The 20,420-nt window shown below is 65.5% G+C and carries 21 protein-coding genes; 19 read left to right on the top strand and 2 right to left on the bottom strand.

Features of this window, described 5'->3' with window-relative positions; translation table 11 throughout:
* Window positions 1-64 precede the first annotated feature (64 nt).
* From P7F60_RS25545 to P7F60_RS25510, 8 genes are all read left to right on the top strand, one after another.
* On the top strand, window positions 65-793 hold the full coding sequence (locus tag P7F60_RS25545) for an ABC transporter ATP-binding protein (protein ID WP_277920524.1): 729 nt from the start codon (window positions 65-67) through the stop codon (window positions 791-793).
* The gene (locus P7F60_RS25540; protein ID WP_277920523.1) at window positions 790-1,518 is read left to right on the top strand and encodes an ABC transporter ATP-binding protein; all 729 of its coding nucleotides are present in this window, start codon (window positions 790-792) and stop codon (window positions 1,516-1,518) included. The genes P7F60_RS25545 and P7F60_RS25540 overlap by 4 nt, the downstream gene beginning before the upstream one ends.
* The gene (locus tag P7F60_RS25535) at window positions 1,505-2,362 is read left to right on the top strand and encodes a branched-chain amino acid ABC transporter permease (RefSeq protein WP_277920522.1); all 858 of its coding nucleotides are present in this window, start codon (window positions 1,505-1,507) and stop codon (window positions 2,360-2,362) included. Before P7F60_RS25540 ends, P7F60_RS25535 begins: the two co-directional genes overlap by 14 nt.
* Window positions 2,363-2,366: 4 nt before the next feature.
* Window positions 2,367-3,404, top strand: coding sequence for a branched-chain amino acid ABC transporter permease (locus P7F60_RS25530; protein WP_277920521.1), 1,038 nt, complete (start codon window positions 2,367-2,369; stop codon window positions 3,402-3,404).
* Window positions 3,401-4,414: an alcohol dehydrogenase catalytic domain-containing protein gene (locus tag P7F60_RS25525; protein ID WP_277920520.1), complete on the top strand. Its 1,014-nt coding sequence runs from the start codon at window positions 3,401-3,403 to the stop codon at window positions 4,412-4,414. The genes P7F60_RS25530 and P7F60_RS25525 overlap by 4 nt, the downstream gene beginning before the upstream one ends.
* A 25-nt stretch (window positions 4,415-4,439) precedes the next feature.
* On the top strand, window positions 4,440-5,219 hold the full coding sequence (locus P7F60_RS25520) for an alpha/beta hydrolase (protein WP_277920519.1): 780 nt from the start codon (window positions 4,440-4,442) through the stop codon (window positions 5,217-5,219).
* 90 nt (window positions 5,220-5,309) lie between these two features.
* The gene (locus P7F60_RS25515; protein ID WP_277920518.1) at window positions 5,310-6,536 is read left to right on the top strand and encodes an acyl-CoA dehydrogenase family protein; all 1,227 of its coding nucleotides are present in this window, start codon (window positions 5,310-5,312) and stop codon (window positions 6,534-6,536) included.
* A 2-nt stretch (window positions 6,537-6,538) separates the two neighbouring features.
* Window positions 6,539-7,138, top strand: a complete 600-nt coding sequence (locus P7F60_RS25510; protein WP_277920517.1) for a flavin reductase family protein — start codon at window positions 6,539-6,541, stop codon at window positions 7,136-7,138.
* A gap of 27 nt (window positions 7,139-7,165) precedes the next feature.
* Here the strand turns inward: P7F60_RS25510 and P7F60_RS25505 are convergent, their stop codons facing one another.
* Window positions 7,166-8,116 carry a LysR family transcriptional regulator gene (locus P7F60_RS25505; protein ID WP_277920516.1) on the bottom strand — a complete coding sequence of 317 codons (951 nt, stop codon included), beginning with the start codon at window positions 8,114-8,116 and terminating at the stop codon, window positions 7,166-7,168.
* An 80-nt stretch (window positions 8,117-8,196) separates the two neighbouring features.
* Between P7F60_RS25505 and P7F60_RS25500 the strand changes: the two genes are divergently transcribed.
* From P7F60_RS25500 to P7F60_RS25460, 9 genes are all read left to right on the top strand, one after another.
* Window positions 8,197-9,060, top strand: coding sequence for a dioxygenase (locus P7F60_RS25500; protein ID WP_277920515.1), 864 nt, complete (start codon window positions 8,197-8,199; stop codon window positions 9,058-9,060).
* Entirely contained in the window at window positions 9,057-10,118 is a 1,062-nt protein-coding gene (locus tag P7F60_RS25495) for a maleylacetate reductase (protein WP_277920514.1), read from the top strand. The genes P7F60_RS25500 and P7F60_RS25495 overlap by 4 nt, the downstream gene beginning before the upstream one ends.
* 24 nt (window positions 10,119-10,142) lie before the next feature.
* On the top strand, window positions 10,143-11,420 hold the full coding sequence (locus tag P7F60_RS25490) for an ABC transporter substrate-binding protein (RefSeq protein WP_277920513.1): 1,278 nt from the start codon (window positions 10,143-10,145) through the stop codon (window positions 11,418-11,420).
* Between the two features lie 74 nt (window positions 11,421-11,494).
* Entirely contained in the window at window positions 11,495-12,214 is a 720-nt protein-coding gene (locus P7F60_RS25485; RefSeq protein ID WP_277920512.1) for an ABC transporter ATP-binding protein, read from the top strand.
* A complete protein-coding gene (locus tag P7F60_RS25480) occupies window positions 12,214-12,921 on the top strand; it encodes an ABC transporter ATP-binding protein (protein ID WP_277920511.1) in 708 nt (235 codons plus the stop codon). Before P7F60_RS25485 ends, P7F60_RS25480 begins: the two co-directional genes overlap by 1 nt.
* Window positions 12,918-13,781, top strand: coding sequence for a branched-chain amino acid ABC transporter permease (locus P7F60_RS25475; RefSeq protein WP_277920510.1), 864 nt, complete (start codon window positions 12,918-12,920; stop codon window positions 13,779-13,781). The genes P7F60_RS25480 and P7F60_RS25475 overlap by 4 nt, the downstream gene beginning before the upstream one ends.
* 1 nt (window position 13,782) lies before the next feature.
* Complete coding sequence (locus tag P7F60_RS25470) at window positions 13,783-14,877, top strand: branched-chain amino acid ABC transporter permease (protein WP_277920509.1); 1,095 nt, start codon at window positions 13,783-13,785, stop codon at window positions 14,875-14,877.
* Window positions 14,870-16,624, top strand: a complete 1,755-nt coding sequence (locus tag P7F60_RS25465) for an FAD-dependent monooxygenase (RefSeq protein ID WP_277920508.1) — start codon at window positions 14,870-14,872, stop codon at window positions 16,622-16,624. Before P7F60_RS25470 ends, P7F60_RS25465 begins: the two co-directional genes overlap by 8 nt.
* 9 nt (window positions 16,625-16,633) lie before the next feature.
* Window positions 16,634-17,527, top strand: a complete 894-nt coding sequence (locus P7F60_RS25460; RefSeq protein ID WP_277920507.1) for an intradiol ring-cleavage dioxygenase — start codon at window positions 16,634-16,636, stop codon at window positions 17,525-17,527.
* 40 nt (window positions 17,528-17,567) lie between these two features.
* Here the strand turns inward: P7F60_RS25460 and P7F60_RS25455 are convergent, their stop codons facing one another.
* On the bottom strand, window positions 17,568-18,560 hold the full coding sequence (locus tag P7F60_RS25455; RefSeq protein WP_277920506.1) for a LysR family transcriptional regulator: 993 nt from the start codon (window positions 18,558-18,560) through the stop codon (window positions 17,568-17,570).
* Between the two features lie 171 nt (window positions 18,561-18,731).
* On the opposite strand from P7F60_RS25455, the gene P7F60_RS25450 reads away from it, so the two are divergent.
* Both P7F60_RS25450 and P7F60_RS25445 read left to right on the top strand, forming a co-directional pair.
* Window positions 18,732-19,688, top strand: a complete 957-nt coding sequence (locus P7F60_RS25450) for a VOC family protein (RefSeq protein ID WP_277920505.1) — start codon at window positions 18,732-18,734, stop codon at window positions 19,686-19,688.
* Window positions 19,689-19,697: 9 nt separating this feature from the next.
* Entirely contained in the window at window positions 19,698-20,351 is a 654-nt protein-coding gene (locus P7F60_RS25445; protein WP_277920504.1) for an alpha/beta fold hydrolase, read from the top strand.
* The last annotated feature ends 69 nt before the right edge of the window (window positions 20,352-20,420 follow it).

Below are 20,420 nucleotides of genomic sequence, written 5' to 3'. Positions count from 1 at the left end.
GCTGATCGGCCGGCAGCGGCAATCAAGAAAGCCGCGCCGGCAGTTGCAAGGGGAACGGAGGAGCATGGCAAACAGCATTCTTCTGGAAGCCAGGGGGCTGAACAAAGCCTTTGGCGCGCTTCGCGTCGTGCAGGATGTCAGCTTCGACGTTCGCGCCGGCGAGGTGCTCGGGATATTGGGGCCGAACGGCGCGGGTAAGACGACGCTGTTCAATCTCGTCAGCGGCGACCTGCGCATCGACGGCGGCGAACTGATCTTCGACGGCCAGTCGCTGGTCGGCCAGCCGTCCAACCGGCGCTGCCGGATCGGCATCGGCCGCACCTATCAGATCCCGCGCCCCTATGTCGGCATGACCACCTTCGAGAATCTGCTCGTCGCCGCCTCGTTCGGCGGCGGCAAGACGGAAGCTGAAAGCTATTCCTTCTGCGCACAGATCCTGCGCGATTGCGAACTCATCGACAAGGCGAACCGGTCTGCCGGCTCGCTGACGCTTCTCGACCGCAAGCGGCTGGAACTGGCGCGCGCGCTGGCATCGGCGCCGAAACTGCTGCTGCTCGACGAGATCGCCGGCGGCCTCACCGACGAGGAGGGCCAAGCGCTCGTCAAGCTCATCCGCCGTATCCGCGATCGCGGCGTCACCATCGTCTGGATCGAGCATGTGCTGCATGCGCTGCTCGCGGTCGCGGATCGGATGATGGTCCTGAATTTCGGCGAGAAGATCGCCGAGGGCGCCCCTGCCGACGTGATCCAGGATGCGGAAGTCAGGCGGGTTTACATGGGGATCGAGGGATGAGCGACACGCTTTTGTCCACGCATGGCCTGGTGGCGCGCTACGGCGATTTCCAGGCGCTTTACGGCATCGATTTCGAGATCGGCCACGGCGAGGTCGTGGCCCTGATCGGCGCGAACGGGGCGGGAAAATCCACCTTGCTGAAATCCATCATGGGCCTGTTGCGCGTGGCCCCGGACATGGTTCGTCTCGAGGGACGGCCGGTCGGCGGTCACAGGCCGAACCGCATGGTCGCCTCCGGCGTCGCGATCGTGCCTGAGGGACGGCGCCTCTTCGCCGGCATGTCGGTCCTCGACAATCTCAAGGTGGCGATCGATCATGCGGCCGCGCCGAAAGGGACGCCTTGGACGCTCGAAAGGGTCTACGACCTGTTTCCCATCCTGCGCGACAAGCAGGCGGTCCCGGTTCAATCGCTGTCGGGCGGGCAGCAGCAGATGGTGGCGATCGCCCGCGCGCTGCTCAACCAGCCGCGCCTGCTTCTCTGCGACGAGATCAGTCTCGGCCTGGCGCCCAAGGTCGTCCGGGAAATCTATCAGTCGATTCCCTCCATATCCTCCGGCGGCACCGCCATCGTGCTGGTCGAGCAGGATGTCGGCCTGGCGCGTTCGTCGTCCGACCGGCTCTATTGCATGCTCGAGGGCCGCGTCAGTCTGACGGGGGTTTCGGCGCAGATCTCGCGCGAGGCGATCGGCGAGGCGTATTTCGGAGGCGTTCATGCAGTGGCTTGACGGCATCGTCCAGGGCATATTGCTCGGCGGTCTCTACGCCCAGTACGCGCTCGGCATGGCGCTGATGTTCGGCGTCATGCGCATCGTCAACATCACCCATGGCGATCTGATGATCCTGCTGGCGCTCACCGGCATCAGCATCGCATCGGCTTTTTCCCTGAGCCCCTGGTCGGTTCTGGTCGCGCTGGTCGCGCTCGGGGCGATCCTCGGCCTGCTTCTGCAGCGGCTGATTCTCAACCGGGTCGTCGGCGCCGATCCGCTGCCGTCGCTGATCGCCACCTTCGGCCTGTCGGTGGCGCTGCAGAACGCCATGCTGCAAGTCTGGTCGGCCGATACACGCTCGCTGCACGCCGGCGGCCTTGCCCAGGCCTCATACCAGTTCGGGACACTGTATGTCGGCGTGCTGCCGGTGATCGTGCTCGTCACTGCGACGGCGCTGACGGGCGGGCTCGACGCGACCTTGCGCTATACCCGCTTCGGCCGGGCGCTGCGGGCGGCCTCGGCCGATGTCGAGGCCGCTGCGCTGACCGGGGTCGATCCGAAGGCCGCGTATGCGGGCGCGACCGCCGTCGCGGTGGCGATCCTCGGTTTCGCCGCCGTCTTCCAGTCGATGCGGGCGACGGTGGCGCCGGCCGATGGCGCCTTTCAGCTCATCTATGCCTTCGAGGCCGTGATCATCGGCGGCATGGGTTCGATCTGGGGGGCATTTCTCGGGGCCATGGTGCTTGGCGTCAGCCAGTCGATCGGTTTCCGCATCGATCCCGGCTTCGGGATCCTTGCCGGGCACCTCGTTTTCCTCCTCATTCTCGCCCTGCGGCCGCAGGGTCTTCTCGGAAAGGATTGAGGCTTTGACAGACGCATCCGCCGTATCCGCTGCCGATCTGTTCGATCCACCCGCCGTCCGGGTCCAGCGCCGCACGGCCTCGAGCATCGTCGCGGCCGTCGTTTCCATCGCCGCTCTCGGCGGTATCGCCTCTATGCCGCTCTGGGCGACGCAAGGGCAGATCCGCGATGTCGTGGAACTGTGCTGTTACATCGCCGTCGCCCAGATGTGGAACCTGCTGGCCGGGTATGCCGGCATCGTCTCGGTCGGCCAGCAGGCCTTTGTCGGCGTGGCCGCCTATGCCCTGTTCATCATGGCGCAACTCTGGGGCCTCAATCCCTTCGTCGCCGTCGTGCTGGCGATGATCGCGCCCGTGCTTCTGGCGATTCCCACCTACGGGCTCCTGCACCGGCTGGACGGGCCGTATTTCGCGATCGGCACCTGGGTGATCGCCGAGGTGATGCGGCTTGCGACGTCGGTCTTCGGCTATGTGAATGCCGGCGCCGGCATGAGCCTGCGGGTCATGGCAAGCTATTCCGCGACGGAGCGGGCCGTCGGAGTCAGCATTCTCTGCGCCCTCATGCTGCTCGTCACCGTCGGCGGCAGCTATTGGCTGCTGCGCTCGCGCTATGGGCTGGCGCTGATCGCGCTGCGCGACAATCCGGTCGCCGCCGCCAGTCAGGGCGTCGCCGTCGGTCGGCTCCGCTTCCTCATCTGGGTCGCGGCCGCAGCCGGAACGGGTCTTGCCGGCGCCATCTACTTCATGGCGCAGCTGCGCATCACCCCGCCCTCCGCCTATGATCCGAACTGGGCCAATATCGCCATCTTCATCGTCATGGTCGGCGGCCTCGGCTCGCTCGAAGGGGTCATCATCGGCGCGCTGATCTATTTCTTCGCCGACCGCTGGTTCGGCGAATACGGCGCCACCTATCTCGTCGTTCTCGGCCTGCTCACCCTGTTCATGGCGCTGTTTGCCCGCGGCGGCATCTGGGGGCTGATCTGCAGGAGGGTGGATGCCCCGTGGTTTCCGACCCGGCGCATTCTCGTGGAGGACAAGCGATGAAAGCGGCACTTTTCGATGCGGTCGGCCTGCCGCTGATGATCGACGACATCCAGCAGCCGCAACCCGCCCCCGACGAGGTGCTGATCCGCATCGCCGCCTGCGGCATTTGCGGTTCCGACCTGCACATGACCGAGGATCCGCAGACCTTCGGCCTGGCGCGGCTTGGCGTGCTCGGCCACGAATTCGCCGGGGAGGTGGTGCGCTGCGGCGAGGCGGTCGACGATTTTCAGCCGGGTGATCGCATCGCCGTGGCGCCGATGCGCGGCTGCGGCCATTGCGCCAGCTGCCGCAGCGGAGAGCCCGCCTGGTGCGCACAGATGCAATTGATCGGCGGCGGCTATGCCGAACTCACCACGGTTGCCGCCCGCCAGTGCCGACGCCTGCCGGACGACCTTCCGACCGAGGAGGGTGCCCTCGCCGAGCCGGTGGCCGTTGGCCTGCATGCGGTCATCCGTTCGGGTTTGAAGCCGGGCGACCGGGTCCTGATCCTCGGCGCGGGGCCGATCGGCCTTCTCGTCGCCTTCTGGGCGCGGCGGCTGGGCGCCGGCCATGTCATCGTCGCCGATCTCAACCGGCACCAGGAGGCGCGCGCCGCCGCGGTCGGCGCCACCGGCTTCGCACTCTCCGGGCCGGATCTCGGCGCCGAATTTGCGCGTCTGGCCGAGGGGGCGCCGGATATCGTGTTCGAATGCGTCGGCAAGCGGGGGCTGATCGACGCGGCCTGCCGCCTGGTGCGCGTCCATGGAACGGTGGTCGGCGTCGGCCTGTGCGTCGGCGGCGACGACTGGGATCCCTTCGCGGCGCTGTCGAAGGAAATCCGGCTGATCTTCGCTGTGTTCTTCAACATGGCGGAATTCGAGATGGCGCTCGATGCGCTGGGTCCCGGCCGCTATCGCCCCCAGGCGCTGATCACCGCGAAAATCGATCTGCCCGACGTTCCCGCGACTTTCGAAGCGCTGCGCCGGCGCACCACGCAATGCAAGGTGCTGATCACGCCCGCGGCCGGCTGACGCAACGATCTGCAAGGAGAAGACCATGGATTTCGAAACCCTGACTCTGGATATCGACGGCGTTTCCACCGTCGTCAAAGCGATCGGCGAGGGGCCTGCCGTGCTTGCCCTGCACGGCGCGGCGACCATCGAGGGGCATGACTGGGCGAGAGGGCTGGCGGACCGTTTCCGGGTCTACCTGCCTTTCCACCCCGGCTTCGGCGAAAGCGCGGAGGCACCACATGTCAACGGCATGCAGGACATCATCGTCCACAATCTGCGGCTGATCTCGGCGCTCGGTCTCGACCGGCCGCATCTCGTCGGCCACTCGATGGGCGGCTGGATGGCGGCGGAGATGGCTGTCGTCGCGGGCGAACGGTTTAACCGTCTGGTGCTGAACGCGCCGGCCGGTCTCAACCATCCAGACCATCCCGGCGCCGCCCTGTCGTCGATCGCGCCGGACGCGTTTCCCGCCTATCTCGCCCACAGGGCCGAGGTGGCGGCGCGCTATTTTCCCGGCGGCGCGGAATGCGCTTCCGTGGAGGACTTCGTCGCGGCACGCGAGAAGGAAGGCCCTGCCCTCGGCAATATTCTCAAGGTCCATGGCATGGGTCACCCCAATCTCGGGCGCTGGCTGAGCCGAATTCCCAACGAAACGCTGGTCGTCTGGGGCGAGAAGGACCGGATGCTGCCGGCCTCGCAGGCGCCGCTTTGGGTTGCAGCCATTCCCCACGCCCGCCTGCTGATGGTCGAGGAGGTCGGGCATCTCGCCATGCAGGAGGATCCCCGCATCGTGACCGCGATCGGCGATTTCCTGGCCGGCTGAGGAGAGCCGCGAAACGGCCGAAGACACGACGGGGCGCACCGCAGAGGCAGCCGCCCTGTCCATCGATCGATCCATCAAGGAGGAACAGAGATGAACGCACCGATCAAACACACATCCGCCTATTGGGGCACCACAACGGATTTCGCCGGGCTGATGGAACAGGTTCGCCAGATCGGGCCGATCCTGGAGGAGCATGCCGGCGACACCGAAAAGCTCGGAAAGCTCGACGAAGCGACCTTCGAGGCCCTGAAGCCGCTGAGGATGTCGCATATCTTCGCCGCCGAGGCCCTGGGCGGGGCGCAGCTCTCGCCGACGCAGGGGCTGCAGCTGATCGAGGCGATCACCTATCACAGCGGCGCCGCCGGCTGGGTTTCGATGGTGCATGCCTGCATCGGCGCCATGTCAGCCGCCTTCCTGCCGGACAGCGCGATCTCACGCCTTTTCGGCCCCGGCCATGAAAACCGCTTTTCCGGCCAGGGCACGCCCACGGGCATGCTGAAGAAGGTCGAGGGTGGCTATCGCCTGAATGGCAAGTGGGCCTATGCCAGCGGCATCTATCACGCGACCTACACCCATACGGCGGCCCTGCTCGACGACGGCGGCGGCCAGCCGGCCAAGGACGAAAACGGCGATGTGATCGTGCTATGCGCCCATGCGCCGGTCGAGGATCACGACCTTCTCGGCAATTGGGAAGTGCTCGGCCTGCAAGGCACCGGCAGCATCGATTACGCCGCCAACGACGTGTTCATCCCCGATGACATGGTCTTTCCGATCCTGACGGCCGAACCGCAGCGCCAGAAGGAATTCTTCAGCCTCGGCGTCGTCGGCCTCGCCGCCATCGGCCATTCCGGCTGGGCGATCGGCGCCTCGCGGCGGATCCTCGACGAGATGGCCAGATATGCGGTGACCAAGACGGGGCGCGCCGGCCTGCTCGGTGAAAGCGACAAGTTCTGGTTCGACTACGGTCGCGCCGAAGCGCGCGTGCGCGCCGCCCGCGCCTTCCTGTTCGAGGTCTGGCGCGACATCGAGGCGTCGATCGAGGCCGGCAACCGGGTCTCGACGCGCCAGATCAGCATGGTGCATCTGGCCAAGTCCGAGGTGCATGAAGCCGGGGTCGATGCCTGCCAGTTCGTCTATCGCGCCGCTGGCGGGGCATCGCTGCGCAAGGGCGTCATGCAGCGCACCTACCGCGAAATGCTGACGGCCGCCAACCATTTCACCATCAACCCGAACATCGTCGGCGCCGCCGGCCGCGAAATCGCCGGCCTCTGGAGCGCGCGCAGCTGGCAGTTCTACGATCTGGTCGAGAAGAAGTGACCGTGGCCTCGAACCGCAGCGGCGGGACACAGGGTGGCGATGCGGCGGCTTCGCCACCCGACGTGGCCGCCGCCTTCCTCGCGGCCTTCCGCCACCACCCGTCCGGCGTGGCGATCATCACCGCCGATCCGGGCGACGGACCGGTGGCGTTGACGGTCAGTTCGCTGATCTCGGTCAGCGTCTCTCCGCCGACCATCGCCTTTTCGCTGTCGGATCATTCCGCGAGCGCGCGGGCGGTCCGGCGCGCCGGCTCCGTCGTGGTGCATTTCGTGCGCCGGGCCGACATGGAGTTGGCGCGGCTCTGCGCGACCAGCGGCAAGGACCGGTTCGGCTCCGAGGTGGAATGGGCAAGGCTTGCGGGCGGCGAGCCCTATTATCCGCAAGTGGATCTGCGGTTCCGGGCCGTCATCCGCGGTCGTCTGGAAGCGCCGGGAGCCTGCCTCGTCACCGCGGAACTGCTGGAGGTTTCGGCCCATTCCCACGAGACGCGGGAAGACGAGGCGCTGGTCTACGCCAATCGCGGCTGGCACGGGCTCCGGCCGGTCAGCGGCGGCGGGCGCGCGCCGATCCTGCTGTGGCCCGACGATTCGGCCACCTTCTGATGCAGGGGCCGGCGATCGTCGCCGGCTTCACAGGCCCCAGATCACCGATTGTTCATGGCGCTTGATCAGATGCGTCAGGTTTTCGAAGCTTTTGCGGATATGGGCGGCAAACGCCTCCGTCGCCGGGGCGCTCAGATCCTCGGTGCGCTGCAGCAGGCCGAGCGCACGCTCGGGATGGGGAATGTTGACGGGCAAGGCGGTGATGGCCTTGTCGTTGCGGTAGGCGAAAACCACGCTATGGGGCAGGATCGTCAACGCATCGCTTGCCTTCATGTAGTTGATGGCGCTGGTCAGCGATCCGCCGGCATAGCGGATCTTGGTTTCGGTGGCGCCAAGCGACAGCACGAGGCTGCGCAGGTCGGCCAGCAGCGGGCTGCCTGGCGGTGGCGCGATCCACGGATAGTCCAGCAATTCCGGACCGTTGAGCCTGCGCTTGAGCAGCAGGGGATGGGTAATACGGCAGGCCACGACGTTACGGCCGGGAAGCAGTTCCTGGAAGCGCATGCCCGACCCTTCGTCCAACATGTCGATCGGGCAGATGGCGAGGTCGATCCGGTCGGCGACGATGGCGGCGCGAAGCTCCGGCAGATAGCCATAGCTTTGTTCGATGCGCACATCGGGAAATGCGTTCTGAAACCCGGCGACCATGCCGGCGATCAGCGCATCCATGAAGAACGGCGTGCCGCCTACGCGAACGAGGCCGGTGCGGCCATGGCGAAACCCCTCGACAAGGGCGGATGCCTTGCGCGAGGCGTTGAGCATCGCCTGGCCATGATCCGCCAGCGCCCGGCCAAGCGGCGTCGGTTGCAGAGGCCGGCGCCCGCGGATGAACAGCGGCTCGCCCAGCCGCTTTTCCAGCGCGGCGAGAGTGCGCGATACGGCGGGCTGCGTCAGGCCGAGCATCATCGCGCCCTCGGTCACGCCCCCCGCCTGGACCACCGCCGCCAGTTGCACCAGATGTCGCTCGTCGATCTTCATAGCAATAATGCATATTAACTGGGAAAAAAATTATCAAGCGCCCAATTCCCGCCTGCTAGATTGGCGTCATCGGAGGAAACATGGCAGACATATCGTTCAGCGAGGGCAATTCCGCGCGGCTGGTGGCGGAGCGGCTCAGAAAGCATGCCGAGGCCGGGCGGCTGCCGGCATTCATGATTTCCCTTGTCGAGCATTTGCACAGCCTGATCCGCGAAGCACGGCCCTCGGCGGCCGATTGGCGCAAGGCGTTGGAATTCCTGACCGATGTCGGCCATGCCAGCGACGACCGGCGCCAGGAATGGGTGTTGCTTTCCGATCTCCTGGGCGTCAGCGCTCTCATCGAGGAGATCAACACGCGCCGTCCCAAGGGGGCGACGCCGAACACGGTGCGCGGCCCCTTCTACCGCGCAGACGCGCCGCGGCTGCCGCTCGGCGCCGACATCTGCCTCGATGGCGTCGGCGTTCCTCTCGACGTGAAGGGCCGGGTGCTCGATCTCGACGGCGATCCCATCGCCGGCGCGACCGTCGAGACATGGCAGGCGAACGGTGAAGGTTTCTACGAAAACCAGCAGCCGGACCAGCAGCCGGAATTCAATCTGCGTGGCGTTTTCTGCACGGATGCCGGCGGCGGTTTCCATTACCGGACGGTGCGCCCGGGGGGCTATGCCGTGCCTTGCGACGGTCCGGTCGGGCGCATGCTCGGCAGCATCGGTTTTCCCTTGCGTCGCCCGGCGCACCTGCATTTCCTCATCAAGGCCGAAGGCTTCGAAACCATCAGCACCCATGTCTACGACGGCTGCGACCCGCATTTGAGCGAAGACGCCCTGTTCGGCGTCAAGCAGGACCTGATCGGCGAATTCAAGGCCGATGAGAGCGGGCAGCGCTGGTCGCTGGATTTCACCTTCGTGATGGTTCGGGCAAAAAAGGAAAGGCTGGCGACATGACGATGACATTCTCCTACCAGGGCAGCGCCGCACGCATCGTTTTCGGGCGCGGCACGAGCGCCGAGGTCGGCAAATGGGTCGAGACGCTCGGCCGCCGGCGCGTCCTGGTGCTGTCAAGTCCGCATCAGGCCGGTGATGCCGAGGCTCTGTCGCAGCGCCTGGGCGCTCTTTCCGCAGGCGTCTTCACCGATGCGACGATGCATACGCCGGTGGAGGTGAGCGAGCGGGCGGTAGCAAGAGCCGACGCGCTGCAGGCCGATTGCGTGGTTTCGCTCGGCGGCGGCTCCACGACCGGTCTCGGCAAGGCCATGGCATTGCGCACGGACATCGCCCAGATCGTCGTGCCGACGACCTATGCGGGCTCGGAGGTCACGCCCATCCTCGGCCAGACCGAAAACGGCGTGAAGACGACCCTGCGCAGCCCCAAGGTTCTGCCAGAGGTGGTGATCTACGATCCGGACCTGACGCTGGGCCTTCCGGTCGGCATGAGCGTCACCAGCGGCCTGAACGCCATCGCGCATGCGGCCGAAGGCCTCTACGCCCCCGATCGCAACCCGATCACCACGATGATGGCGATCGAGGGCATGCGCGCCTTGCGACAGGCGCTGCCGGCCATCGTCGGCAATCCGGGGGACGCCACCGCTCGCGAAAAGGCCCTGTACGGCGCCTGGCTTTGCGGCACGGTGCTCGGCCAGATCACCATGTCGCTGCATCACAAGCTCTGCCATACGCTCGGCGGCAGCTTCGATACGCCGCATGCCGAGACACATTCGATCATGCTTGCGCATACGATCGGTTTCAATGCCGAAGCCGTGCCGGAAGCGATGGCGCCCGTCGGCGAGATCTTCGGCGGTACGCCCGGCCAGGCATTGTATGATTTCGCGCAATCCATCGGAGCGCCGATGGCGCTGAAGGATTTCGGCCTGAGCGAGGCAGACCTCGATCGCGCCGCCGACATCGCCACGAAGAATCCCTATTGGAACCCGCGTTCCGTCGAGCGCGCATCCATCCGTTCGCTGCTGCAGAATGCCTGGGCGGGACATCGACCGCCGTACTGATTTTCTTTGGGAGGAGGAAATTTCATGTTCACGAGACGCGATTTCATCAAGACCGCCGCCGCCACCGGGGCGTTGGCGACGACATCCGGCCTATCCATGCCGGCGCTTGCCAGGGGCGGCGCGATCAAGCTCGGCTATGTCAGCCCGCAGACCGGACCGCTTGCGGCCTTCGCCGAGGCCGACAAGTTCATCGTCGACGGCTTCATGGCCGCCACCAAGGCCGCCGGCCTCGAATTCGAGGTGATCGTCAAGGACAGCCAGTCCAATCCGAACCGCGCTGCGGAAGTCGCCAAGCAATTGATCGTCGACGACGAGGTGCATCTCATGCTCGTCGCCTCCACGCCGGAGACCACCAATCCGGTGGCCACGACCTGCGAGGCGGAGGAAGTGCCCTGCATCTCGACGGCCGCCCCCTGGCAACCCTGGTTCATCGGCCAGCAGGCCAATCCCGGCGATCCGTCGTCGTGGAAACCCTTCAACAGCGTCTTCCATTTCTTCTGGGGGCTGGAAGACGTCATCGCCGTCTATACCAATATGTGGGGTCAGCTCGAAACCAACAAGAAGGTCGGCGGACTGTTTCCCAATGACGGCGACGGCAATGCCTGGGGCGACAAGACGGTCGGTTTTCCGCCGGTGCTCGACAAGGGCGGTTATACGCTGACCGATCCGGGCCGCTACCAGAATCTGACCGACGATTTCTCCGCCCAGATCAACACGTTCAAATCCGGCGGTTGCGAGATCGTCACCGGCGTGATGATCCCGCCGGATTTCACCACCTTCTGGAACCAGGCGCAGCAGCAGGGCTTCAAGCCCAGGATCGCCTCGATCGGCAAGGCCATCCTCTTCCCGCAATCGGTGGAAGCGCTGGGCAGGAACGGTCACAACCTGTCCTGCGAGGTCTGGTGGTCGGCCAGCCATCCCTTCAAGTCGTCGTTGACGGGTGACAGCGCGGCAGCGCTCGCCGAAGGGTTCACCAAGGCGACGGGCCGGCCCTGGACGCAGCCGATCGGCTTCGTCCACGCCCTGTTCGAACTGGCCGTCGATGTCATGAAACGGGCCGATCCCACGGATGCACAGGCGGTGATCGCCGCGATCGCCGCCACGAAACTCGACACCATCGTCGGGCCGGTGGCCTGGGACGGCGCCAATCTTCCGCCTTTCGCCGCCAGGAACGTCGCCAAGACGCCGCTGGTCGGCGGCCAGTGGCGGTTGAAGGAGGGCGGCGGCTACGACCTCGTCATCACCGACAACCAGACGGCCCCGGCCATTCCGACCGGCGGCAAGATGGAAGCCATCGCCTGACGGGACCGGGGGCGTGACGAGGCTCGCGCCGCGTCACGCCACGAGGGAAGACAGGCCCGGTGAGGAGGATCGGAATGCCCATACTTGCGCTCGACACGGTTTCGAAGAGCTTCGGCGCCCTGAAAGTTGCCGATCAGGTGAGCTTTGCGCTGGAAAAGGGCGAAGCGCTTGGCGTCATTGGCCCGAACGGGGCGGGAAAATCGACGCTGTTCAACCTGATCACCGGCAACTTCCACGCCGATTCCGGCACGATTGCCTTCGATGGCGCCGATATCACCCGGCAGGCGCCGATGGCGCGCTGCCTTGCCGGCATTGGCCGCACCTTCCAGATACCGCAGCCTTTCGAAAAGCTGACCGTCCTTGAAAACCTGCTGGTGGCCGCCGCATTCGGATCGCGCCGGGCCGAATCCGATGTCGGCGGTTACTGCGCCGACATTCTCGTCGCAACCGGGCTGATCGGGCGGGCAAACCAGCTTGCCGGCAGCCTCGGCCTGCTGCAGCGCAAGCGCCTGGAGCTTGCACGCGCCCTTGCGACCGATCCCCGGCTGCTGCTGCTCGATGAGATCGCCGGCGGCCTGACCGAGGGCGAATGTCACGAACTGGTGGAAACGATCCGGGCCGTCCATCGCCGCGGCGTCTCGATCATCTGGGTGGAGCATGTGCTGCATGCGCTGACCTCCGTCGTCGACCGTCTGCTCGTCCTGCATTTCGGCAAGGTGATCGGCATCGGCCAGCCGGGGGACATCATGGAGTCCAGGGCGGTGCGCGAAATCTATCTCGGGATCGAAGTGTGATGAGCCTGCTGGAAACCCAAGGCTTGACCGCCTTTTACGGCGATTTCCAGGCGCTGTTCGGCGTCGACCTGCGTCTGGAAGAGGGGGAGACCCTCGCCGTCATCGGGGCGAACGGCGCCGGAAAGTCGACGCTGATGCGCTCGATCTGCGGGCTGATCGCCAATAGCGCCGATCAGATCCGCTTCGAAGGACGCGGGATCGGCGCCCTTGCCGCTCCGGAGATCGTTCGGCTCGGCATCGCCATGGTTCCGGAGGGCCGCAAGCTGTTTCCCTCGCTTTCGGTGGAGGAAAACCTGCTGGTCGGATGCTATGGCCGCAGCGGCCGGGTCTGGACGCTCGACACGGTCTACGATCTCTTTCCGGTGCTGAAAGAGCGCCGCGACAGCCCCGCCACGGCGTTGTCGGGCGGCCAGCAGCAGATGGTGGCCATTGGCCGGGCGCTGATGTCCAATCCGCGCATCCTCCTGTGCGACGAAATCAGCCTCGGTCTCGCGCCGGTCGTGATCCGGGACATCTACGCGGCCTTTCCGAAGATTCGCGCCGGCGGCGCCTCGATCGTCGTCGTCGAGCAGGATATCGGCCAGGCGCTGGCGGTCGCCGACCGGGTCTATTGCCTGATGGAAGGGCGCGTGACGCTCACCGGCACGCCGTCGTCACTGACGCGCGATGCCATTCATGCAGCCTATTTTGGAGCGCACACGACATGAACTGGCTCGATACTATCGTTCAGGGCGTGCTGCTTGGCGGTCTCTACGCGCTGTTCGCCGCCGGCCTTGGCCTCGTCTTCGGCATCATGCGGCTCGTCAATCTTGCCCATGGCGATCTGATCGTGCTTGCCGCCTTCCTCGTCCTGCTTCTCGCCTCGGCGCTGGGCCTCAGTCCCTTCGTGGCGGCGGCGCTTGCCCTGCCGGCGATGTTCGCCTTCGGCTGGGCCCTGCAGTTCGTCGTTCTCAACCGCACGCTGGGCAAGGATATCCTGCCGCCTCTGCTCGTCACCTTCGGGCTGTCGATCGTCATTCAGAACGGCCTGCTCGAAGGCTTTTCCGCCGATAGCCGCCGCATCCCGGCCGGCGCGCTGGAAACCGCCTCGCTGCAGTTCGGTCCGGTCAGCGTCGGCACGATGCCGCTCCTGACGTTCCTCTCCGCTATCGGCGTCATCGTCGCGCTCAACCTGATCTTCTACCGCACAGCTCTCGGGCGCGCCTTCCGCGCCACCTCCGACGACCGCGCCACCGCCGGCCTGATGGGCATCCGCGCCGATCGCATCTTCGCGACCGCGACCGGGCTGGCGATGATGGTGGTCACCATCGCCGCGCTCTATCTCGGCACCCGCGCCAATTTCGATCCGACCATGGGCCCGGCCCGGCTGATCTATGCCTTCGAGGCGGTGATCATCGGCGGCCTGGGGTCGTTCTGGGGCACGCTTGCCGGCGGTATCATTCTCGGCGTGTCGCAGACGATCGGCGCGGCGATCAATCCCGAATGGCAGATTCTCGCAGGCCATGTCGCATTTCTTCTGGTTCTGCTCGCCCGCCCGCGCGGGCTCTTCCCAAGGGCGGTGGATTAAGATGAACGATCACACGCTGCCATCCCCGGCCTGGACCGTTTCCATGCGCACGCGCGCCTCTTCCGTCTCGGCCGCGGCCGCGCTGGTCGTCGTCGCGCTGGCCTTCGCTGTTCCGTTTTTCGCCACGCGCGCCGTGCTTCAGGATCTGTTCTTCATTCTCACCATGCTGGTGCTGGCGCAGGGCTGGAACCTGCTGGCGGGCTATGCCGGCCTCGTCTCCGTCGGGCAGCAGGCTTTCGTCGGCTTCGGCGCCTATGCCATGTTCGCCGCCGTCAGCCTGCTCGGCCTCGACCCGCTTGCCGGCATTCTGATCGGCGGACTGGCGGCGGCGGCGCTGGCCGTGCCCACCGCTTTCTTCGTCTTCCGCCTCGAGGGCGCCTATTTCGCGGTCGGCACCTGGGTGATCGCCGAGGTGGTGCGCCTGTCTTTGGCGCAATGGAAGGCGCTCGGCGGCGGCACCGGCACCTCGCTGCCCTCCGGGGCGACACGGGATATGGCCGGCGTGCGCCTCGTTTCCGACTGGCTGGGGGTACGCGCCGCGCAGGCGACCGATATCGTCTGCTACTGGCTGGCGCTGCTGCTGGCCGTCGCCACGGTCGGGCTGATCTACAGGCTCCTGCGCTCGCGGCACGGGCTGGGCCTTGCGGCAGTTCGCGACAATCGCGAGGCAGCCCGTTCGATCGGGGTCGATCCGCTCCGCATCAAGTCCTTCGTCTATCTGGTCGTCGCCCTGGTGACGGGGCTGACCGGCGCGCTGATCTATGTCCAGAAGGCCCGCATCTCGCCCGACGCCGCCTTCTCCGTTCCCGACTGGACGGCCTATGTGATTTTCATCGTGGTGATCGGCGGCATCGGGACGATCGAGGGTCCCATCGTCGGCGTCGTTGTCTTCTTCGTCCTTCGCAACCTGCTCGCCGATTACGGCTCATGGTATCTGCTGATCCTGGGCCTCATAGGCATCGTCATCATGCTTTTCGCCCCCAGCGGCCTGTGGGGCCTTTTTGCCAACCGCACCGGAATTCAGCTTTTTCCTGTCCGTCGCATCCTGACGGGCACACACAACGCACAGACGATCAAGGGAGTGCCGCATGGCTGACATCGAAACTGACGTTCTCATCATCGGAACCGGCCCGGCCGGTTCGGCCTGCGCAGCGCTGCTGGCCAGCTACGGCATCGAGAACATGGCGATCAACCGCTATCGCTGGCTGGCCAATACGCCGCGCGCCCATATCACCAACCAGCGCACCATGGAGGTGCTGCGCGATCTCGGCCGCGATGTGGAGGACGAAGCCTATCTCTTCGCCACCCATCAGGAACTGATGGGCGAAAACGTCTTCTGCACCTCGCTGGCCGGAGAAGAGATCGGCCGCATGAAAAGCTGGGGCATGCATCCGCTCAGCCGCGCCGAGCACCAGCTCTCGTCGCCGTCGCACATGAACGACCTGCCGCAGACCTTCATGGAGCCGCTCTTGTTCAAGACCGCCTGTTCGCGCGGCACGCAGGCGCGCATGTCGACCGAATATCTGAGCCACCGCCAGGATGAGGACGGGGTCACCACCACCTGCCGCGACCGGCTGACGGGCCGGGAGCTGACGATCCGCTCGAAATATCTGATCGGCGCCGACGGCGGCAACTCCAAGGTCGCCGAGGATGCCGGCCTGAGCTTCGAGGGACGGATGGGGGTCGGGGGATCGATGAACATCCTGTTCAAGGCCGACCTGACCCGATATGTCGCCCATCGTCCTTCCGTACTCTATTGGGTGGTGCAGCCGGGCGCGGATGTCGGCGGCATCGGCATGGGGCTGGTGCGCATGGTGCGGCCGTGGAACGAATGGCTGATCGTCTGGGGCTATGACATCAACCAGCCGGCGCCCGAGGTCGATACGGCTTTCGCCACCAAGGTGGTGCGCGATCTGGTCGGCGAACCGGACCTGCCGGTCGAGATCCAGTCTGTCTCCACCTGGACGGTCAACAACATGTATGCGACGACGATGCAGAGCGGCCGTGTCTTCTGCATGGGCGACGCCACGCATCGCCATCCGCCATCGAACGGGCTTGGCTCCAACACCTCGATCCAGGATGCCTTCAACCTTGCATGGAAGCTTTCCCTCGTGCTGAAGGGCAAGGCGGGACCCCGCCTGCTGGACAGCTACCAGCAGGAGCGCGCCCCCGTGGCCAAGCAGATCGTCACCCGCGCCAACAAGTCGATCGAGGAATTCGGCCCCATCTTCAAGGCGCTCGGCCTGCTCGATTCCATCGACCCGGTGAAGATGCAGCAGAACATGGATGCACGCTGCGACGACACCCCGGCCGCCGAGGAGCAACGCGCCGCCATCCGCAAGGCGATCGCCGCCAAGGTCTATGAATTCGACGCCCATGGCGTCGAGATGAACCAGCGTTATGTCTCCGACGCGGTCGTGACCGGCGGTCAGCCGGCGCCGGCCTTCGAAAAGGATGCCGAGCTGCATTATCAGCCGACGACATGGCCGGGCGCGCGCCTGCCGCATGCCTGGCTGTTTGCGCAGGACGGCAGCAGGCTCTCGACGCTCGACCTGTGCGGCAAGGGTCGCTTTACCGTTTTGACCGGCATCGGCGGGCACGGATGGGTCGAGGCGGCAGGACAGCTCGGCGCCGAGCTGGGTCTCGATATTGCCGCGCATGTCATCGGCCCGCGCCAGGTCTGGCAGGATCTGCATGGCGACTGGGCGCGGCAGCGCGAGGTCAGCGACAGCGGCATCGTGCTGGTGCGGCCCGACCATCATGTCTGCTGGCGCAGCGAAGCCGCCGCCGCCGATCCGCTCGCCGAGCTGCGCCGGGCGCTGACATCCATTCTGGCCCTGTGAGGATTTGCCATGGAAACACATGAAAAGGGGTTCTTCACCGAAGAGAATTCGGTCGAGGTGGTCACCGGCCGCAACGCAAATGCCGCCGATCCGCGTCTGAAGCAGGTGATGGAGGTCATCACCCGCAAGCTGCATGAAGCGGTCAAGGAAATCGAGCCGACGCAGGAGGAATGGTTCCAGACCATCATGTTCCTGACGAAAACCGGCCATTTGTGCAATGAATGGCGGCAGGAATTCATCCTCCTGTCGGATGTGCTCGGCGTATCCATGCTGGTGGATGCGATCAACAACCGCAAACCGTCCGGCGCCTCAGAATCGACGGTGCTTGGACCGTTCCACGTCGCCGATGCGCCGGAGATGCCGATGGGCGCGAACATCTGCCTCGACCACAAGGGCGAGGACATGTTCATCCATGGGCGGATCCTCGACACGCAGGGACAGCCGGTCGCCGACGCCGTGCTCGACGTCTGGCAGGCGAATGACGAGGGTTTCTACGACGTCCAGCAGAAGGGCATCCAGCCGGACTTCAATCTGCGCGGCGTCTTCCGCACCGGCGCCGACGGTCGCTACTGGTTTCGGGCCGTCAAGCCGAAATTCTATCCGATCCCGGATGATGGCACGGTCGGCAAGCTGCTCGGTGCGCTCGGGCGCCACCCCTACCGGCCGGCGCATCTGCATTTCATCCTCAAGGCGGACGGTTTCGAGACCCTGACCACCCATATCTTCGATCCGGACGATCCCTACATCAATTCCGATGCCGTGTTCGGTGTGAAGGAAAGCCTGCTGGCGGAATTCCGCCGGGTGGACGACGCCGAGCGCGCCCGGCAGCTGGAATTCGAGGGCTGGTTCTGGGAGGTGGAATACGACTTCGTGCTGGCGTGGCCCGCGGACGTCAAGGCCTGAAGCAGACTTGAGAGAAACCGGCGGCGCATCTCCGCCGGTTTCACCAGGGAGAGGCCGCCCTGTCCCGGTCGGCCATGAAGGGACCGTGCGCCCAGCGGAACGTCCTTTCGTATTTTTCGATGACATGGCGCAATTCAGCGAATTCGCGCCTGAGATGCCCGAGGAACTTTCGCCCGGCCGGGTTCGAATAGGGTTTCTTGCGGGTCATGATGCCCAGCGCCCGCTCCGGCTGCGGGATATCGAGCGGGATGATGGAGATCTTGCTTTCGCCGCGAAAGGCATAGGCGACCGACAGCGGCAGGATGGTCAGCGCGTCGGTGCCGGCCAGGTAATTCATCACGCTGAGCAGCGATCCGCCGGCATAACGCACCGATACTTCCGCAAGACCGAGCGTCAGCAGGATATTGTGCAGGTCTAGCACCAGGGGCGAGCCCGGAAGCGGCGCCACCCAGGGATAGTTGACGATATCCTCGGTCGCCAGGCTGCGCTTGCGCACCAGCGGATGGCCCGCGCCGCAGGCAAGCACGTTGCGCGCCGGCAGGATCGGCTCGAAGTGGTGGGCCGCACTCAGATCCACCGATCCCGTCGGCGTCACCGCCAGGTCGATCTGGCCGGAATCGAGTTCGGCCACCAGATCGGAATAATTGCCGTAGGACTGGTGCACCATGATGCCAGGCTCGCTGCGCTGGAAGGAGGCGATCATCGGCGAGACGACCGCATCCATGAAAAACGGCACACCGCCGATCCGCACGCGGCCGGAGGAGCCGGATTTGAAACTGCGGATGATCTCCATCGCCTTGCGGGAGGACGAGAGAATCGATTTTCCCTGCTGGCCGAGCTGCTCGCCGAGCGCCGTCGGCTGCATCGGGCGGCGGCCGGACACGAAGAGCGGCTCACCGATGCGCTTTTCGAGAATGGACAGGGTACGCGAGACCGCCGACTGCGTCATGCCCAGCATGGCCGCGGCTTCGGTCACGCCGCCGGTTTCGATGACGGCGGCGAGTTGGACGAGATGATGTTCCACGATCTTCATAGCATTCCGCTATAACATTCATGAATATTCTCATCAACGGTGCGATCTCCGGCGATTATAGTTCGAACCATCGAGGGTCATCCGGCATTCCCGGCGGCGATCTTCGTTTCCGGCCTGTAGTGGAGGAGCTGCAGCCGGCCGGTTCCAGGGTTTGCTCGAAGGAGGAGAACGATGGCCCTTGTCAGCGGATATCACCATCTGACGCTTTGCACCGATGGCGTGCAGGAGGATTACGATTTCTACACGAAAGCGCTGGGCCTTTACTCGGTCAAGCGCACCGTGCTGTTCGACGGCACCATTCCCGTCTATCATCTCTATTACGGTTCCAGGAACGGCGACGCGTCGACGATCATCACGACTTTCCCGTTTCGCAAGCCGGCCGTCTACGGCAAGCGCGGCACCAACCAGTCGAAAATCATCCAGCAGGCGATCCCGGTCGGTTCGGCCGGTTACTGGGTCGACCGTCTGAACGGCAAGGGAATCGAGGCATCGACGATTTCACGCTTCGGCATCACGCGCGTCGCCTTCAAGCATCCGTGCGGCATCCCGCACGAACTGGTGGAGAGCCCGGCCGACAGCCGGCCCCCGATCGTCAACGAGGCCCAGGGTGTTGCCGCCGAACACGGCATAAAGGGCATCTACGGCGCGGCGATCGCGGTGTTCGACCGCACCGCCATGGACGATTTCCTGACCGTCGGCATGTCGATGACCAAGGAGGCCGACAGCGACGAGGGGTTGATGTTCTCCGTTCCCAATGCGTTGGGGCCGAGCAGCGTGGTCGAGGTCCTGCATGAGGCCAGCGGTCCGCAGGGGAGTTGGACGCTTGCAGGCGGCACCATCCATCATCTGGCGCTCAACACCGGCGGCGAGGAAAACCAGCTCAAGCTGAAGGCGCATCTGGAAGGACTCGGCTTCACCGACGTTTCCGATCAGAAGGACCGCAATTACTTCAAGTCCTGTTACGTCCGCTCGCCGGGCGGTGCGCTGTTCGAAATCGCCTGGTCGGTGGAAGGCGGCTGGGCACTGGATGAACCCGCCGACAAGATCGGCTCCACGCTCGTCTTCCCGCCATGGTTCGAGCATCGCAGGGACGAACTGATCGCCGGACTGGAACCGGCCAACTTCTGAGCCTGACCGATGCCGACACATGAAACGCCTCTCCTCCTCGGCGCGCCGCCCGGGGAGGCCCTTGTCCACTGCATCTTCATCCACGGGCGCACGCAATCGCCCGAGGACATGGCGGAGCAGGTGATCGCCCGGCTGACCGCGACTGAGGGCATCGCCTTCATCCTGCCGCGCGCGACCGGCAACAGCTGGTACGGCGCGCGCGCCACGGAAGCATTGACGGACGTCACCCGCGAGCAGCTGCAGCGATCCGTCGATCATGTTCGCGGCCTGGTCGACCGCCTCCCGCGGGATGCGGCGCAACCGCCGCCGCTCGTCATCGGCGGCTTCAGCCAGGGCGCCTGCCTGGCGCTGGAATATGCGATGCGTCATGGTCCATGGCAGGGCGCCATGGTCAATCTCACCGGCTGCCGTGTCGGAACGCCTGCTTGCGAGCGTCCCTTCGCCGACCTCGATTGCCTGCCGGTTTACCTGACCGGCTCGGACAGGGATGCCTGGATCCCGGTCGATGCTTTTGCCAGCGCCGCCGAAGCTCTCGCCAGGGCGCGGGCGCGGCTGCGATGCGATATTCTTCCCGACCGCGCCCATGAGGTCTCCGCAGCCGAGATCGCGGTGTTCGACACCATTCTGGCCGGTGTGGCGGGCGGCGTCACGCCGCTCCGCTGACGCTTGCGACAGGCGGCGAAACGGTCGTTATCCCAGCAGGCGACAACCGCGACAGTTTGGAAAACGTGG

Source organism: Rhizobium sp. YJ-22 (assembly GCF_029601685.1).
Lineage (GTDB): Bacteria > Pseudomonadota > Alphaproteobacteria > Rhizobiales > Rhizobiaceae > Metarhizobium.
This window is presented reverse-complemented; position numbering and strand designations above follow the sequence as displayed.